Consider the following 16,451-nt stretch of genomic DNA (forward strand, 5'->3'; position numbering starts at 1 on the left):
TCACTGCTGGTGGTAGATCTCCAGCGCCTGTTGGCCGCTGGCGCCCTGATGGATGATTGCCATCAACGCGCGCACTACCTGCGACGGATTGCTGTGTTGATAGACGTTGCGGCCGTAAACCATGCCGGAGGCGCCCTGGGCCATCAGCGCGGCGGATTTCTCCAGCACCGGCCCCAGCTCCCCCTTGCCACCGCCGCGCACCAGCGTCGGGCAGCGCGCCGCTTCCACCACGCGGTGGAAGTCTTCCACCCGATCGGTCGGGTCGGCCTTGATGATGTCGGCGCCCAGCTCGCGCGCCAGCCGCACCAGCGGCACGATCTTCTCCACGTCGCCGAGCGAGCCGTAGGCGGCGCCCTGACCGGCCGGCGCCATCACCAGCGGTTCGATCATCAGCGGCATGGCGTAGCGATCGCAGGCGTGGCGCAGGCGGCCGATGTTCTCCACGCACTGGCGGAAAATGCCGGGCTCATCCGGGATCATATACAGATTGACCACCACCGCGGCGGCATCCATTTGCAGCGCCGCCAGGATCGGCGCCTCCGGGTTGTGCAGCACCGCCCACATCTCGCGGTGGCGGGCGGCGTTATAGGCGTTGCCGACGTCGGTGCGCATCACCAGCGCCGGTTTTTCGCGCTGCGGCGCGCGCTGCAGCAGATCTGCCTGGCCGTAGTTGACCTGAATGGCGTCGGGGCGCGCGGCGATCAGGTTGCCCATCACCCGTTCGATATCTTCCAGGCCGATCAAGAAATCCGGTTCGTTGGCGATGCCGTGATCGATCGCCACGTCCAGGCACTTGCCGTTGTTGAACAGGCGGTTCATCCGCACCTTGCTGCTGAGCTGCATGTCAGGTCCTCCTGAGATAGGGATATGTCCATTATTGCCGAGTAAGGATGGTCGGGAAACGCGGAAACCGCAAACTGCGCGGCCGCTCGCAGTTTTTGCCGGCGCACGAAAGGGGAACGCTCGCCAGCGGCTTGCACTTCATTTGTTAGATCCGTGTCATGTTTTTGTTAATAAGCCATTCCAAAATGCATGTTTCGCTTGTTTGGGTTAAAAAGTTTCAATAACCTCAATTATGAAATAAACATTTAATAAAACGGTAAAGACGCCGTTTGTTGTGCCAGGGGTTTATTTCAATTGGTTGTTTTTAATCTGTTTTGAGACATCGATCACCATTTTTACAACGGCCTTGATACGGCGATAACGCGGTAAATTCGCCGTATCAAAGGAATAACACCGACCGTATTGTTGTTTGAATGTAAAAAATATTTTTCATTAGCTGTCAACCAACAGACCTCTTCATTCTAACGATTAAAGGGTAACGAACATGAAGCTGAAGAAACTGATCGCCGCCTCGGTACTGATGTGCATGCTGCCGGCCAGCGTGCTGGCGAAAGACATCAAGATCGGCGTTTCCATGGCTTACTTCGATGACAACTTCCTCACCATTCTGCGCCAGTCGATGCAAAACAAAATGAAGGCCGACGGCAACGTCAGCGGCCAGTTCGAAGACGCCAAGGGCGACATCGCGCAGCAAATTCAACAAATCGAAAACTTCGTCAGCCAGGGCGTCGACGCCATCATCCTCAACCCGGTGGATACCCAGGGCGTCAAGCCGATGATCAAGCTGGCCGAGAAGGCCAAGATCCCGCTGGTGTTCGTCAACCGCAAGCCGGAAGTGGCGCTGCCGGCCGGCATGGCCTACGTCGGCTCCGACTCCAAGCTGGCCGGCAAGCTGCAGATGGAGGAACTGGCCAAGCTGATGAACGGCAAGGGCAACGTGATGATCCTGATGGGCGAGCTGTCGAGCGAAGCCACGCGCGACCGCACCCGCGGCGTGGAAGAGGTGGCGGCCAACTACCCCGGCATCAAGATTATCGATAAGCAAACCGCCAAATTCTTCCGAAAAGAGGCGGTAGACGTCACCACCGACTGGATTTTGTCCGGCCAGCAGATCGACGCCATCGCCTCCAACAACGACGAAATGGCCATCGGCGCTATTTTGGCGCTGAAGCAAGCCAAGAAATCCGGCGTGCTGGTGGCCGGCGTTGACGGCACGCCGGACGCGCTGGAGTTCATCAAGAAGGGCGATCTGGCGCTGAGCGTGTTCCAGGACGCCAAAGGCCAGGGCGAAGGCGCGGTGCAGACCGCCGTTCAACTGGTGAAAGGCGAGAAAGTGGAGAGCAACGTGCTGATCCCTTACCAGCTGATCACCCAGGCCAATTACCAGCAATTCGCCGATAAAAACAAGAAATAAGCCTTGAAGCCCGCCGCGGGCGCCGATGTGGGGCGAGCGCGGCGGAAAACGTGGGTCAGTGCGGAGGTAAGCGGTATGTACCCTTATGTTCTTGAGGCCGAAGGCATCAGCAAGCAGTTCCCCGGCGTCAAAGCGCTGGATAAGGTCTCGATTAAAATCAAACCCGGCAGCGTGCACGCGCTGATGGGGGAAAACGGCGCGGGCAAATCGACGCTGATGAAATGCCTGATCGGCATCTACCACCCGGACGAAGGCTCGATAAAAATCAAAGGCCGGCCGGTCACCTTCAGCGACACGCTGCAGGCGCTGCATTCGGGCATTTCCATGATCCACCAGGAGCTGAACCTGGTGCCTTACATGACGGTGGCGGAAAACATCTGGCTGGGGCGCGAGCCGGCGCGGCTGGGGTTCGTCAACCACGAACAGCTGAACGAACAAACCCGCGAGCTGCTGGCGCGGCTGAACATCAAACTGCAGCCGGACACGCTGGTGGGCGAGCTGAGCATCGCCAATCAGCAGATGGTGGAGATCGCCAAGGCGGTGTCCTACAACGCCGACGTGCTGATCATGGACGAACCGACCTCGGCGCTGACCGAAGGCGAAGTGGTGCACCTGTTCGCCATCATTCGCGAACTGCGCGAGCAGGGCAAAGGCATCATCTATATCAGCCACAAGATGGACGAGATCTTCGCCATTACCGACGAAGTTAGCATCTTCCGCGACGGCACCTTCATCGCCTGCGACAAAACCGAAAACCTGACCAAACAGTCGCTGATCACCATGATGGTGGGGCGCGAACTGACGCAGATGTTCCCCAAATTCAACAACAATATCGGCGAGGAAGTGCTGCGGGTGGCGGGGCTGCGCCGCAGCGGCTGGTTCCATGACGTGTCGTTCAGCGTCAAGCGCGGCGAGATCCTTGGCGTCGCCGGGCTGGTGGGCGCCGGGCGCAGCGAAGTGATGGAAAGCCTGTTCGGCATGCACCCGGCGGACGGCGGCGAGATCTTTATCGAAGGCCAGGCGGTGAAGGTGGATTCCCCGGCGAAGGCGATCGAGAGCGGGCTGGCGTTCCTCACCGAAGACCGCAAGAAATCCGGCCTGTTTCTGGTGCTGTCGGTGGTTGAGAACATGAGCATCGTCAACCTGTCGGAATACATCGGCAAGAACGGTTTCGTCAGCCACGTGCAGATGGCCAAAGACTGCATGGATCAGATTAAAAAGCTCAACATCAAAACGCCGACCATGGATCAGATCATCAATAACCTCAGCGGTGGCAACCAGCAGAAGGTCTTGATCGCGCGCTGGCTGCTGGCGCAGCCGAAAATCCTGATCCTCGACGAACCGACGCGCGGCATCGACGTGGGGGCGAAAGCGGAAATCTACCGCCTGATCAGCGAGCTGGCCAACCGCGGCGTCGCCATCATTCTGGTCTCCTCCGAGCTGCCGGAGATCCTCGGCATGAGCGACCGGGTAATGGTGATGCACGGCGGCCGCATCACCGGCATTTTGGACAAAGACGACGCGGACCAGGAGAAGATCCTGGCGCTGGCCTCAGAATAACGAAGGGTGAACATCATGAGTAACGTAAAGATTGAGAAGCCGCTCTCCGCCGATTCAACGGGCAAGGGAACGCTGTTCTCCGGGCTGAGCGGCAAAATGCCGAAGGATACCGGCATCTTCATCGTGATGATCGGCATCGCGCTGATCTTCGAAATCCTCGGCTGGTACATGCGCGATCAGTCGTTCCTGCTGAATCCGAACCGCCTGCTGCTGATCGTGCTGCAGGTGGCGATCATCGGCATCATCGCGGTGGGCGTCACCCAGGTGATCATAACCACCGGCATCGATCTCTCCTCCGGCTCGCTGATTGCGCTGACCGCGGTGGTGGCGGCCAGCCTGGCGCAGACCTCGGACAGCATCTCGCCGATGTATCCGGGGCTGCTCGATCTGCCGGCGGCGATCCCGATCGGCGCGGGGATCGGGGTGGGCATCGTCTGCGGTTTTATCAACGGCTTCCTGATCACCCGCACCGGCATTCCGCCGTTCATCGCCACGCTGGGGATGATGGTGTCGGCGCGCGGCCTGGCGCAGTACTACACCAAGGGTAACCCGGTCAGCTTCCTGTCGGACGGCTTCACGTCGATCGGCCAGGGGGCGATGCCGGTGATCATCTTCCTGGTGATTGCGGTGATCTTCCATATCGCGCTCAAGCATACCCGCTACGGCAAATACATCTACGCCATCGGCGGCAACATGACCTCGGCGCGGGTTTCCGGCATCAACGTCAATAAGTACCTGGTGACGGTTTACACCATCGCCGGCGGCCTGGCGGGGTTGGCGGGCGTGGTGCTGGCGGCGCGCGTCAGCAGCGGCCAGTCGAGCATGGGGATGTCGTACGAGCTGGACGCCATCGCCGCGGCAGTGATCGGCGGCAGCAGCCTGATGGGCGGCGTCGGGCGCATCACCGGCACGCTGATCGGCGCGGTGATCCTGGGCCTTATCAAAAGCGGCTTCACCTTTATCGGCGTCGACTCTTACATTCAGGACATCATCAAGGGCGTGATTATCGTCGCCGCCGTGTCGATCGACATGCGGCGCAACCGCAAAAAACACTGATTGCCGTGAATTGCCGCCGGCGCCAGGGTTGGCCGGCGGCTTTTTTTTACCTGGGGGGCACATCATGAACTACCTGAAAGGGCTGTGGCTGGCGGTGGCGCTGTGCGCGTCTACCCCGGCATGGGCGCAAACCATCGGCGTGTCGATGGCCTATTTCGACCAGAACTTCCTCACCATCATCCGCCAGGCGATCGACAAGGAGGCCAAGGCGCGCGGCATCACCGTGCAGTTCGAGGACGCGCGCGGCGACGTCGGCCGCCAGACCGATCAGGTGCAGAGCTTTATCAGCGCCGGGGTGGACGCGATTATCGTCGATCCGGTCAACTCGGCCAGCACGCCGGTGATGACCAAAATGGTGCAGGCCGCCGGCGTGCCGCTGGTGTACGTGAACCGCACGCCGGGCGATGCCAAACTGCCGCAGGGCGTGGTGTTCGTCGGCTCCGACGAGCGGGAATCCGGCACGCTGCAGATGGAAGAGCTGGCGCGGCTGGCCGGCTATCAGGGCAACGTGGCGGTGATGATCGGCAACCTGACCGACGCCGGCGCGCTGCAGCGCACCAAAGACGTGGAGCAGGTGGTGAGCAAGTACCCGAAAATGAAGGTGGTGCAGAAGCAGAGCGCCAACTATTCACGCAGTGAAGGTATGGATCTGATGATGAACTGGCTGACCAACGGTGAAGCGATCGACATCGTCGCCGCCAACAACGACGAGATGGCGATCGGCGCAATCATGGCGCTGCAGCAGGCGGGCAAGGCGGACAGGAAAGTGCTGATCGGCGGCATCGACGCCACGCCGGACGGCCTCAAGGCGCTGGCCTCCGGCAAGATGCAGGTCACGGTGTTCCAGGACGCGGTCGGCCAGGGCAAAGCCTCGGTCGATGTGGCGCAGCGCATGATCAACGGGGAAAAACTCGAACCGTATTACTGGATCCCGTTCGAGCTGGTGACGCCGGCCACGATGCAGAAGTATGCGGCCAGGCCGTGAGTTAACCGTCAGATTCGCGTTGCCGGGGCGCTGCTTGCAGCGCCTTTTTTATTGGCGTCAGTTACATGTCCGCTTGCGGCCAGCGCGGCGCCGGATCTTGCTTCACACTGAGGATCTTTAAACCGTGTGAGGATGAGCGATGAATGCATTAAACGGCAAGGTGGCGGTGATCGGCGGCGCCAGTTCGGGGATCGGCAAAGCGGCGGCGCTGCTGTTCGCCCGCCAGGGGGCTGCGCTGGTGTTGGGCGCGCGGCGCGAGCCGCTGTTGGCGGAGCTGGTGGAGGACATTCGGCGCGAGGGCGGCCGGGCGCTTGCGGTGGCGGGCGACGTGCGTGACGAAGCCTTCGCCGAACGGCTGACGGCGACGGCGGTCGACGAATTCGGCGGGCTGGATATCGCCTTCAACAACGCCGGCACCTTGGGGCCGCTGGGGCCGTCGCTGGCGTTGAGTGCCTCAGAGTGGCGCGAGGTGTTGGAAACCAACCTGTCCAGCGCCTACTACGGCGCCAAATATCAAATCCCCGCCATGCTGGCGCGCGGCGCGGGCTCGGTGATTTTCACCTCCACCTTCGTCGGCCACACCGCGGCGTTTCCCGGTACGGCGGCCTATGCGGCCGGCAAGTCGGGGCTGATCGGCCTGACGCAGGCGCTGGCGGTGGAGTTCGGCGGGCGCGGCATTCGGGTGAACGCGCTGCTGCCGGGCGGCACCGATACGGCGATGGGCCGGCAGATGAGCCATACCCCGGAGGCGTTGGCGCAGGTGGCCGAACTGCACGCGCTGAAGCGGCTGGCGATGCCGGAGGAGATCGCGCAGGCGGCGCTGTATCTGGCGTCTGACGCTTCTTCATTTGTCACCGGCACCGCGATGCTGGTGGACGGCGGGGTGTCCATCCAGCGCGGCTGAGGCCACGGGCGCCGTGGCCTCAGTGGGCGTCAGAAAGCGGACAGGTGGCGGCTCACGATCTCGCGGCCGATCTCCAGCGAGGCAGTCGCCGCCGGAGAAGGGGCATTGCATACGTGCAGCGAGCGTTTACCCTGCACGAAATGGAAGTCGTCCACCAGCTTGCCGTCGGCGGTCAGCGCCTGGGCGCGCACGCCGGCCGGGCCGGGGCGAATATCCTGCTCCTGCAGCGCCGGGATCAGCCGACGGGCGTTCTCGGCAAAGCGGCGGCGCGACAGCGAACGGCGCATTTCCGCCAGCCCTTCGCCGAGGTAGTTGCCGGCGATTTTCCAAAAGCCGCGATAGCCGAGCACCTCGCTCAGATCGCGCAGGCTGAAGTCGCATTTGCGGTAGCCTTCGCGTTTGAAGGCCAGCACCGCATTGGGGCCGACGTCGCGCTTGCCGTTATACATACGGGTAAAATGCACGCCGAGGAAAGGGAAGTCCGGGTTGGGAACCGGGTAGATCAGATGGTTGACCAGGTGGTTTTTCGCGTCGTCCAGCACATAGTATTCACCGCGGAACGGCACGATCTTCATGCCGGTTTCGTAACCGGCCAGTTTGGCGATGCGATCGCTGAACAGCCCCGCGCAGTTGATCAGCAGTTTTCCCTCGAAGGTGTCGCCGGCGGCGGTGACGGTGACGCCGCCGGCGTGTTCGCGGATGGCCTCAACCTGATGGCCGTAGGCGATCTCGCCGCCGCGCCGCACGATGATCTCCGCCAGCTTGGCGGCCACCTCCGCGTAGTTGACGATACCGGCGTCGGGCACCAGCAGCGCTTCAAGGCCATTGACGTGCGGTTCGCGCTCCCGCAGTTGCGCCTGCGACAGCCGGGTGACCTGCAGGCCGTTTTGCAGGCCGCGCTGATAGATGTTCTCCAGCCGATCCAGTTCGTTTAGCTGGGTGGCGACAATCACCTTGCCGCATTGGTCGTGATACAGGTCGTGTTCGCGGCAGAAGGCGAACATGCTGCGGTTGCCCTGTTTTGCCAACTGCGCTTTCAGGCTGCCGGGCGCGTAGTAGATGCCGGAATGCACCACGTTACTGTTGTGGCCGCTTTGGTGCGCCGCCGGGCCGCGCTCTTTTTCCAGGATCAGAATGCGCCGCTGCGGATCCGCTTCCTGCAGCGCATTCACCACGCCGAGCCCCACCAGGCCGGCACCGATAACGATCGCGTCGTACATCACGGCTCTTGCTCCTCGTTTTCCAGGCGGCGTAATTTGCCGCGTACGTTGTTCAGATGGCTTTGCATGGCGGCGGTGGCCGCCGCCGCATCGCCGTCGCGAATGGCGATAAATACCCGCTCATGTTCGTCGATCACCCGCTGGCGCTCGGCCTGCCGCCCTAGGTTTTTGCTGAGCGAGTACACCAGCACCCCCAGATACAGCTCGTGCATGTTATCGAGGATCTGCACGAAAAACGGGTTATGCGAAGCCTGCATGATGGCGCGATGGAACAGGTAGTCCTGCCGATAGCCGATCTGGCCGTCGTTGAGCGTACAGTCACGAAAGGCGAGGTGCGCCTGTTCGATCGCCTGCAACTCCTGTTCGGTGCGGCGCTCGGCGGCCATGCGCGCCGCCTGCTGTTCCATGACTTCGCGCATTTCCAGCAGCGCTTCCACCTCGCAGCGGTCGGCTACCTCCATCACCAGCGGTTCGTATTTGCTCAGCAGCGAATGCTGTTCCACCCGGTGGCCGCCGCCCTGGCGTGAGGAGATGATGCCGCTGACCTCCAGCACGCCGAGCGCCTCGCGCACCGGCACCCGGCTGACGCCGAACGCGTCCGCCAACACGTTTTCCGACGGCAGCTTCTCGCCGACCGGAAAGGTGCCGTCGTTGATGCCGGCTTTCAGCTGCGCCAGCACCTGATGAGAGGCTTTCTGGCGCGTGACCTTGCGGATCATGACGCGCCTCCCGGCAGCGCGGCGCGCTGTTTATAGCGCAGCAGGTGCATGGCGGCGGCGGCGGCGATCAGGGCCGCGCCGCCCAGATCGGTCATCAGGCCCGGTTTGATCAGTAAAATCGCCGCCGCGGTAAACAGCACCCGCTCCAGCCAGTGGGTCTTCATCAGCCAGAAATTGGCGCTGGCGATCGACAGGGCGTAGATCCCCACCAGCGCGCTGATCACCATATGCAGCACCGACAGCGGGTTGAGATCGTCGCCCTGCATCAACAGCATCGGGTTGTAGACCAGAATGAACGGGATGATAAAGCCCGGCAGCGCCAGGCGCACCGCGTCCCACGAGGTTTGCATCGGATCGGCTCGGGCGATGCTGGCGGCGGTGTAGCTGGCCAGCGCCACCGGCGGCGTGATGTTGGACAACGCGCCGAACCAGAACACGAAGAAATGCGCCGCCAGCGGCAGCACGCCGGCTTTGATCAGGATCGGCGACACGGTCACAGCCACCACGATGTAGAGCGCGGTGGAGGGTAGCCCCATGCTGAGCACGATGCACACCAGCATCACCACCAGCAGGATCATCCACAGGGTGTTGTCGGTCATGGCGACGATGTTGAACGCCAGCGTGGAGCCGATGCCGGTCATGGTCACCACGCAGATGATCACGCCGATGGCGGCGCAGGCGATGGTGACCTGGATCGAGCCGCGCGCCGCGTCGTTCAAGGCCAGCGCGATTTTTTTCGGCGTCATGCGCACCGAACTGTCGGGGGTGAGCCAGCTGGCGACGATGATGGCAATGATGCCGAGGAAGCCGGCATAGATCGGCGTTTTACCCAGCAGCAGCGTGCCGATGACGATGACGAGCGGCAGCAGCAACAGCCCGCGCGCCTTCAGCACCGCGCGCACCTGAGGGATGTTCTCCTTGTTGATGCCCTTCAGGCCCTGTTTCTTGGCCTCCAGGTCGATAGCCATGATCAGCGCGGCGTAATAGAGCAGCGCCGGCACGATGGCGGCGATGACGATGGTGGTGTACGAGATGCCGAGGAAGCCGGCCATGATAAACGCCGCCGCGCCCATGATGGGGGGCATGATCATGCCGCCGGTGGAGGCGGTGGCTTCCACGGCGCCGGCGAAGCGGGACGACAGCCCGATGCTTTTCATCAGTGGAATGGTGAAGGTGCCGGTGGTGGCGACGTTGGCCACCGCGCTGCCGCTCAATGAGCCGGTCAGTGCCGACGAGATCACCGCCACCTGGGCCGGGCCGCCGCGGCGGCGTCCGGCGGCGGCCAGCGCCAGATCGTTGAACAGCGCGGTTGCGCCGCTGACGCTGAGAAAGGCGCCGAACAGAATAAACACCACGATGGCGGTGGAGGCGGTGGACAGGGTGATGCCGAAAATCCCCTCGCTGGTCATGAACAGCCGATACAGCAGGCGTTCCACCGAGAAGCCCCCGTGGCCGAAAATGCCCATGAAGTACTGCCCGAACAGCGCATAGAGGATGGCGAAAGTCGCCAGGCCGGGGATGAAATAGCCGGTGGTGCGCCGCGCGGCTTCGAACAGCACGCCGATACCGATCGCCGCCATCACATAATCGGTGGCGTTGGGGATGCTCTTGCGCACCACGTGCAGATCGACGTAGTTAACGTAGAAATAGCCGTAGCTGACCAGCGTCAGGATGATGAACAGATAGTCCCAGCGGTTGAAACTGCGGGTGGCGTGCCGGGCCGAGAAGGGGAACAGGATAAAGCCCAGGATCAGAATGCCGCTCAGGAACGTGGTGTTGCGGTAGAACTCCTGCGTGTTGGACAGCGCGTTGGCGTAGATGGCATAGGCGGAAATGGCGATCGCCAGGACGGTTGCCAGCTGCAAATAGATGCCGCTCAGCGGCCGGTTGCCGGCGCCGGCTTCCTTGTCCAGATCGACGGCGGGCTGCGGTGAAGAAGGGTGAGTGCTCATACGTCCTCCTGGGTTAGGGGTTGGCGGCCAGCGCGGCGGCTTCCGGCGGGATCAGATAATCGGGTATCTCGACGCCGGCTTCGCGGTAGTAGCGATAGGCGCCGAGGTGCAGCGGCACGGAAACGCCTTTCAGCGCATTCTCCAGCGAGATGTATTTGGCCGAGCTGTGCACCTGGTGCACTTCCGGCAGGTTCTCGAACATCGTTTTGGTCAGGTCGTACACCAGCTTTTCATCGAGCCGGCTGAGGGCCACCAGAATATTGGGCTGCGCGATGGTGGCGACCGCTTTGGGCTGGCGGGGGTAGGTCTCCGCCTTGATGTCGAAGCGGAACCAGGAGTTGGCGATGGCGTTGATGCTGGCCAGCTGTTCGTCGGTGACTTCCAGGATGCGTGCCGGCACGCCGCTGGCATACATGTCGGTGACGGCGGCGGCCGGCACCCCGGCGGGCAGGGCGCCGCCGTCCAGGCGCCCGTCGCGCATCGCGGAAACCGTGTCGCCGTAGCCGAGGTATTCCGCCGACAGCGACTTCTTGGTCAGGTTGACGCCCTGTAGGATGATCATCGTCGACTGTTCGGTGCCGCTGGCCTGCGGCCCGACGGAAAAGCGCGTGCCGGCGATATCGTTCAGCGTGCCGTCTTTGACCCGGCTTTCCAGCATTACGAAGTGTTCGACGTTGGGCCACAGCATGGAGATGGAGCGCAGATCGCCGTAGGCGCGGCCGTCGAAGTTGCGCACGCCCTGATAGGCTTCGACGGCGATCAGGCTCTGCAAAATCGCCAGCTGCGCCTCGTCTTTTTGCAGCAGGTCGATATTCTCGATCGAACCGGCGGAGGATTGGCCGGTGACTTGTATCCCCTGGCGTTTCAGCCGGTTGCTCCAGACGTTGGCCAACCCGACGCCCATCGGGTAGTAGGTGCCGCCGGTGGAGGCGGTGGCGACGGAGAGGAAGGTTTTATCGGCGTTCTCCGCTTTACCGGCGATGGCCAGCAACGCGGCGCCGACCACGGCGCAGGTAACAAGCAACGCTTTGATTTTTCTATTTTTCATTATTTTCCCCAGCGGTTTTTTGAAACAAATGGAAAACATTTACGCAAACTTGTATACAACATGGCAGCTTTATTCACCTAAAGCGCCGTGCTTGATTTGTGATCTGAGTGGGCGAAAATTGAACGGCGCGGCGGAGGGCGGAAATGAAAAACCCGTGGCGGGTGCCACGGGCATGCGGGGGAGGGTTACCAGCCTTTGACGGCGTCGCCCTTGTAGATATCGGCGGCGCTGGCTGCCACTTCGTCGGTCTGATAGGCCTTGACCAGATCCTTCACTTTCTCGCTGTCTTTGTTGTCGATGCGGCTGGCGAAAATGTTGACGTACGGCGAGTTTTTGTCTTCGACAAACAGCCCGTCCTTGGCCGGCGACAGGCCGATCTGGCTGGAATAGTTGGTGTTGATGATCGCCAGCGTCACTTTCTGATCGTCCAGCGCGCGCGGCAGCTGCGGCGCTTCAATCTCGACGATCTTCAGCTTTTTCGGGTTGCCGACGATGTCCAGCGCGGTCGGCAGCAGGCCGACGCCGTCTTTCAGAGTGATCAGCCCCTGTTTTTGCAACAGCAGCAGCGAGCGGCCCAGATTGGTCGGATCGTTCGGCACCGCCACCTGCGCGCCGTCCGGCAGCTGGCTGAGTGCGGTTATCTTCTTCGAATAGCCGGCGATCGGGTAGACGAAGGTGTTGCCCACCGCGGCCAGCTTGTAGCCGCGCTCCTGCATCTGCTTGTCGAGATACGGCTTGTGCTGGAAGGCGTTGACGTCCAGATCGCCGTTATTCAGCGCTTCGTTTGGCAGCACGTAGTCGTTGAAGGTCACCACCTCCACGTCCAGATCGTATTTCTGCTTGGCGACCTTTTGCACCACCGCCCACAGCGACTGATCGATGCCGGCGCTGATGCCGACCTTGATGTGGTGATCGTCCTGTGCGGTTGGGCCGCAGGCGGTCAGCAGCAGCGTGCCGGCGGCGGCCAGCGCCAGGGTGAGGTTTTTCAGCGTAAATGTCATTTTCCCAGGGTCCTTGTCAACATTGCCTGCTAATTTTGGCGGGCAGAATAGTGGCAGTGACTGTAGGTGAGCGTCGGGATAAAACAAAATACTGATTCACTATGACTCATAGCAATTAGCTATGAGCGGCCGCTGCCCGGCGCGGTGCGGATTGTTTTGACGGCGAATCGGCGGGCTTATTATGATAGCCGTTGGCCCGCGAGGGCAGACTGGGTACTGAAACGAAGGAAAAAACAATGCGATTGAACACTTGGAGCAAGGCGCTGCTGCCGCTGGTGGTGTTGGCCTGCGTCTCGGCGACTCAGGTTCGGGCGGCGGAGAGCGATACCGGGCCGATCCCCAAACAGCTGCTGGGCAACTGGCGCGTCAGTAAAATTGTGCCGACTCAGACCACCGGCTGCTGGGATCAACAGCAGGCGCAGAGTCTGATCGGCGGTAAAATCAGCTATAAGGCGGATGCGTTCAGCTGGAACGGCACGGCGCTGAAAAGCGAAGGCGCCACCGTCAGCACCGTAGAAGCGCAGGAGTTCGTCGAGGACAATTCCGGCAGCAGTTCCTACATTGATTTCCCGATGCTGGGCATCAGCACGCCGTCGGTCGAGCGCGTGGCCATTCAGCACGCGGATACCGTCATCAAAGGCATCACCGATCAGGGCACCGATGGGGTGCCCGGCGATAACGTGCTGGTGAAAGACGCCAACACGCTGATCCTGTCGCTGTGCAACGTCTGGTTTGAGGCGCAGCGCGAAAAGTAATCTCTCCCTTCCGCCCCGGCAACGGGGCTTCCCCGCCGTTATCTCTCCCGCCGCGCGCGCCGTTTCTGAACTAAAATTAACCATAACGATATGACTCTGACGTGATATCGGAGCCTCGGCTCTACCGAGTCCATGACAGGAGGCGCTATGTGTTACCACCATATTGTCATCGCCACCGATCTGAGCGATGACGGCAAACGATTGGTCGAAAAGGGGGCGCTGCTGGCGGAGGCGCTGAAGGCCAAACTCTCGCTGATCTATGTGGACGTTCACTACGACACCTACCACGCGGCAATCGGCTTTTCGGAGCACAGCTATGAGGGCGCGTCGTTCGAAGAGAAGATCCGCAAAGAGCTGGAGCCCACCACGCAAAACGTCAATTACCTGATCGCGGAAGTGATTATCGGGCGCGGCGGCTTTGTTGACGAACTGCGTACGGCAGTGGTGGATAAGAACATCGATCTGCTGGTGTTCGGCCATCACCACGATTTGTGGAGCAACCTGTTTTCTTCCACCCGCAACGCCATCAACCAGCTGAATATCGACGTGCTGGTGATCCCGATCCGCTCATAAACGCGGGCCACCGCCGGGCAACGATGGCGGTGGCCGCTGCGGCTTATTGCGTGAAGAAGTCGTTATACAGCATGTACAGGTGCGCCGCGCTCCAGGAGAAGTTCGGCGCGCCTTGTTGCTTGCCGGTGAGCGGGTTGTAGTTCTCGCGGATCGGCCCGTCGGCGACCAGGCCGTCGGCGTGGCGGAAGAAGGCCTGTGCCATCGCCACCGCATCGTCGCGATAGCCGTAGCGTTCCATGCCCTTGAGGCCGAAATACAACTGATCGACCCACACGCGGCCGCGCCAGTAGATGTCCGCGCCGAACGCCGGATTGGTCAGCGCCGCGGTGCCGAGCGGCACGTAGGTATTGAACTCGCGCGGATCCTTCATCACCCTGACCACCGCATCGGCGTGCGGCTGGCTGGCGGCGCCGTTGAACAGCGGCGACCAGCCTTCCGGCCCTTTGCCGCGTTCGACGATCGGTTTGCCGGCGCAGCCGTTGGCCAATGGCCGCTTTTCGATGCGGATGTCATAGAAGAAACCGCTGTGCTTGTCGAACATGCAGGTGTTGATGTAGGCCGCCAGCCGGTCGGCTTTGGCGCGGAAGGCGGCGGCCTCGGCGCCGTGGCCGAGAATATCGGCCATCTCCGCCAGATAGCGGTTGTCGCTGTACATGTAGCTGGCCTGATCCACCGACTCCTGCAGCAGCGAATAGCCGAGCAGCGTGCCGTCCGGCGCGCGGTTTTCGGCGAATTTCACCTGCCAGTCTTCGCGTTTGCCGCCCTGCGCCAGGTAGCGCGCCAATTGATCCGGATCGATAAAGCCGAATACCGCCGCATCGTCGCGGCCCGACTCCCAGGAGGCGGCGGTCTGCGCCGGGATCTCGATGCTGTCGTACTGCCCCTCGCGCACGATGCGATCGTAATTGTCGAGGCCGGCCAGCGTTTGCTCGCGCTGCCCGCGCTTGATGGTGAACAACATGCGTCCGTCGGGGGTATTGTGCGCTTTGTCGCGGGTTGCGCCGTACTCCGGCACGCCGTTGCCGTTGTGGTCACGGTTGCGCAGCCACCAGTCATGGTAGGCCACCAGCTTCGGGTACATCTCCGCCAGCCAGCCCTTATCGCCGGTGACGCGATACACCTCCATCACCGCCCAGGCCGCCAGGCTCGGCTTGGTGTTGCGCTCGTTCCAGTTGCCGCCGTCGCCGCCGCGCTCCGGGCTGAGGTTGTAGGCGATAAGGTCGGGCAGGAAACCGGCGTCCCACGGGCGCAGGGCATCGCCCGGCCGGATCTGGAAGGCGAACACCGCGCGGATGTTGTCCTTGGCCACGTCCGGGTTGAAGTGCGCCATGGCGTAGGCCTGTTTCCAGGTGTCCCACGGCCAGGTCTGGTTGCCGGAGAACCAGCGTCCGGTCACCGACGGGGTGACCGAGTCGAACTTCATCGCCCCGGCGGCGCCGCGCCAGTTGCCGTTCAGCGTTTCCATCGCTTTGACCGCCACGCGGGTTTGTTCCGCCGTGGCGTGCGGGTTGCTGAGCCCTGTGGCGAGATAGCGTTCCCAACGCTGGGCCGACGCGGCCATATAGCGCTGCGGGTGAGCGAGGATGTCGGCGATGGCGCGTTGTTCGCGCCGCGCTTCTTCGGCGGTAAGCAGGTGCGAGTAGGTGGTGTACAGGGTGGTGGAGCCGGCGATGCGCGCCGTGGCGCGGAAGCGGTGGCCGTCGACCGTGGTGCGCTGCGGCAGCGATTTGTGGATCTGATACTCGGACTGGCCGGAGGTCATCAGCTGCGACGGCGCACGCACCTTGCCGAAGGTGACGCGCAGGCCGTCAGCCGTTGGCACAATGCGGCGCGTGTAGTCAGGAAATGCCTGCGCGAGGGTCGCCGGCGGCTGTGGTTTTTGCTCTTTGGCCGCATAACGTTCCAGCAACTCACCGTCCCACACCAGCTCCAGCGGCGTGTCGGTCAGGATTTGGGTTTCCAGCAGCGAGGTGCGCGCACCGGCGAAGCGCAGCGTCAGGTTGACGGTCACGCCCGGCGCGCTGAGCCGCTGCACCAGGGCGCCGGGCAGGCTGTAGGCCGTCATGGTGAAATGCACCGGCTTACCGTCTCGATAGACGCTGAGCCGATCGAAATTGTTGGCCATAAAGTTGATGTACTCTTCGGTCAGCAGCGCTGGGCCGGGGAAACCGCCCATGCCTTCCGGCCCGCTCGGCAACAGGTGGCCGTGCCAGGCGCCGAGATCGAAGAACGGATTGAAGCGCTGGTGATCGTCGAAATCATAATCGAGCATAAAGTGCGGCGCGCCGCGGCGGTCGATGACGTTTTTATAGCGCTCGGCCAACGGAGCGTCGGCGTCGGGCGTTTTCGGCGCACAGCCCGTCAGCGCCAATGCGAGGATGAGGGTGGTGGCCAGCGGGGTCAGGGGAGTCATGTTCATCG

Annotated in this window: 14 protein-coding genes; 7 read left to right on the forward strand and 7 right to left on the reverse strand. The window is 62.2% G+C overall.

All coding sequences use genetic code 11. The annotated features are described in order from the left end of the window. The gene (locus ACK3CV_RS10470; RefSeq protein ID WP_015377543.1) at positions 1–843 is read right to left on the reverse strand and encodes a class I fructose-bisphosphate aldolase; all 843 of its coding nucleotides are present in this window, start codon (positions 841–843) and stop codon (positions 1–3) included. Between the two features lie 484 nt (positions 844–1,327). On the opposite strand from ACK3CV_RS10470, the gene ACK3CV_RS10475 reads away from it, so the two are divergent. The 5 genes from ACK3CV_RS10475 (at position 1,328) to ACK3CV_RS10495 (ending at position 6,762) form a co-directional block, all read left to right on the forward strand. Further along, positions 1,328–2,257: a sugar ABC transporter substrate-binding protein gene (locus ACK3CV_RS10475; RefSeq protein WP_033638124.1), complete on the forward strand. Its 930-nt coding sequence runs from the start codon at positions 1,328–1,330 to the stop codon at positions 2,255–2,257. A gap of 75 nt (positions 2,258–2,332) precedes the next feature. Beyond that, positions 2,333–3,817 (forward strand): sugar ABC transporter ATP-binding protein, encoded by a 1,485-nt coding sequence (locus tag ACK3CV_RS10480; RefSeq protein WP_033638125.1) that lies wholly within the window; start codon positions 2,333–2,335, stop codon positions 3,815–3,817. Positions 3,818–3,832: 15 nt separating this feature from the next. After that, complete coding sequence (locus ACK3CV_RS10485; protein WP_025160279.1) at positions 3,833–4,873, forward strand: ABC transporter permease; 1,041 nt, start codon at positions 3,833–3,835, stop codon at positions 4,871–4,873. 64 nt (positions 4,874–4,937) lie between these two features. After that, complete coding sequence (locus ACK3CV_RS10490) at positions 4,938–5,858, forward strand: sugar ABC transporter substrate-binding protein (protein ID WP_033653836.1); 921 nt, start codon at positions 4,938–4,940, stop codon at positions 5,856–5,858. A 139-nt stretch (positions 5,859–5,997) separates the two neighbouring features. Next, the gene (locus ACK3CV_RS10495; protein ID WP_060420638.1) at positions 5,998–6,762 is read left to right on the forward strand and encodes an SDR family oxidoreductase; all 765 of its coding nucleotides are present in this window, start codon (positions 5,998–6,000) and stop codon (positions 6,760–6,762) included. A 29-nt stretch (positions 6,763–6,791) separates the two neighbouring features. On the opposite strand, the gene lhgO is transcribed toward ACK3CV_RS10495, so the two are convergent. The 5 genes from lhgO to metQ all read right to left on the reverse strand — a co-directional run bounded on the left by lhgO (position 6,792) and on the right by metQ (position 12,702). Further along, positions 6,792–7,982, reverse strand: a complete 1,191-nt coding sequence (gene lhgO / locus ACK3CV_RS10500; protein WP_164141516.1) for an L-2-hydroxyglutarate oxidase — start codon at positions 7,980–7,982, stop codon at positions 6,792–6,794. Continuing rightward, entirely contained in the window at positions 7,982–8,701 is a 720-nt protein-coding gene (locus ACK3CV_RS10505; RefSeq protein ID WP_033653838.1) for a FadR/GntR family transcriptional regulator, read from the reverse strand. The genes lhgO and ACK3CV_RS10505 overlap by 1 nt, the downstream gene beginning before the upstream one ends. After that, positions 8,698–10,653 (reverse strand): TRAP transporter permease, encoded by a 1,956-nt coding sequence (locus tag ACK3CV_RS10510; RefSeq protein ID WP_033646414.1) that lies wholly within the window; start codon positions 10,651–10,653, stop codon positions 8,698–8,700. The genes ACK3CV_RS10505 and ACK3CV_RS10510 overlap by 4 nt, the downstream gene beginning before the upstream one ends. A gap of 13 nt (positions 10,654–10,666) precedes the next feature. After that, complete coding sequence (locus ACK3CV_RS10515; RefSeq protein WP_033638131.1) at positions 10,667–11,701, reverse strand: TAXI family TRAP transporter solute-binding subunit; 1,035 nt, start codon at positions 11,699–11,701, stop codon at positions 10,667–10,669. A gap of 185 nt (positions 11,702–11,886) precedes the next feature. Beyond that, positions 11,887–12,702: a methionine ABC transporter substrate-binding lipoprotein MetQ gene (gene metQ, locus ACK3CV_RS10520; RefSeq protein WP_033638132.1), complete on the reverse strand. Its 816-nt coding sequence runs from the start codon at positions 12,700–12,702 to the stop codon at positions 11,887–11,889. Positions 12,703–12,938: 236 nt separating this feature from the next. On the opposite strand from metQ, the gene ACK3CV_RS10525 reads away from it, so the two are divergent. Together ACK3CV_RS10525 and ACK3CV_RS10530 are read left to right on the forward strand one after the other, a co-directional pair. Beyond that, complete coding sequence (locus tag ACK3CV_RS10525) at positions 12,939–13,457, forward strand: hypothetical protein (protein WP_033638133.1); 519 nt, start codon at positions 12,939–12,941, stop codon at positions 13,455–13,457. 147 nt (positions 13,458–13,604) lie between these two features. Next, the gene (locus ACK3CV_RS10530; RefSeq protein ID WP_164141499.1) at positions 13,605–14,030 is read left to right on the forward strand and encodes a universal stress protein; all 426 of its coding nucleotides are present in this window, start codon (positions 13,605–13,607) and stop codon (positions 14,028–14,030) included. Positions 14,031–14,073: 43 nt separating this feature from the next. Here ACK3CV_RS10530 and ygjK read toward each other — a convergent pair whose 3' ends face one another. Then, complete coding sequence (ygjK, locus tag ACK3CV_RS10535; RefSeq protein ID WP_164141497.1) at positions 14,074–16,449, reverse strand: alpha-glucosidase; 2,376 nt, start codon at positions 16,447–16,449, stop codon at positions 14,074–14,076. Between the last annotated feature and the right edge of the window lie 2 nt (positions 16,450–16,451).

The sequence above is a fragment of the Serratia sp. TSO36 genome (assembly GCF_057808395.1).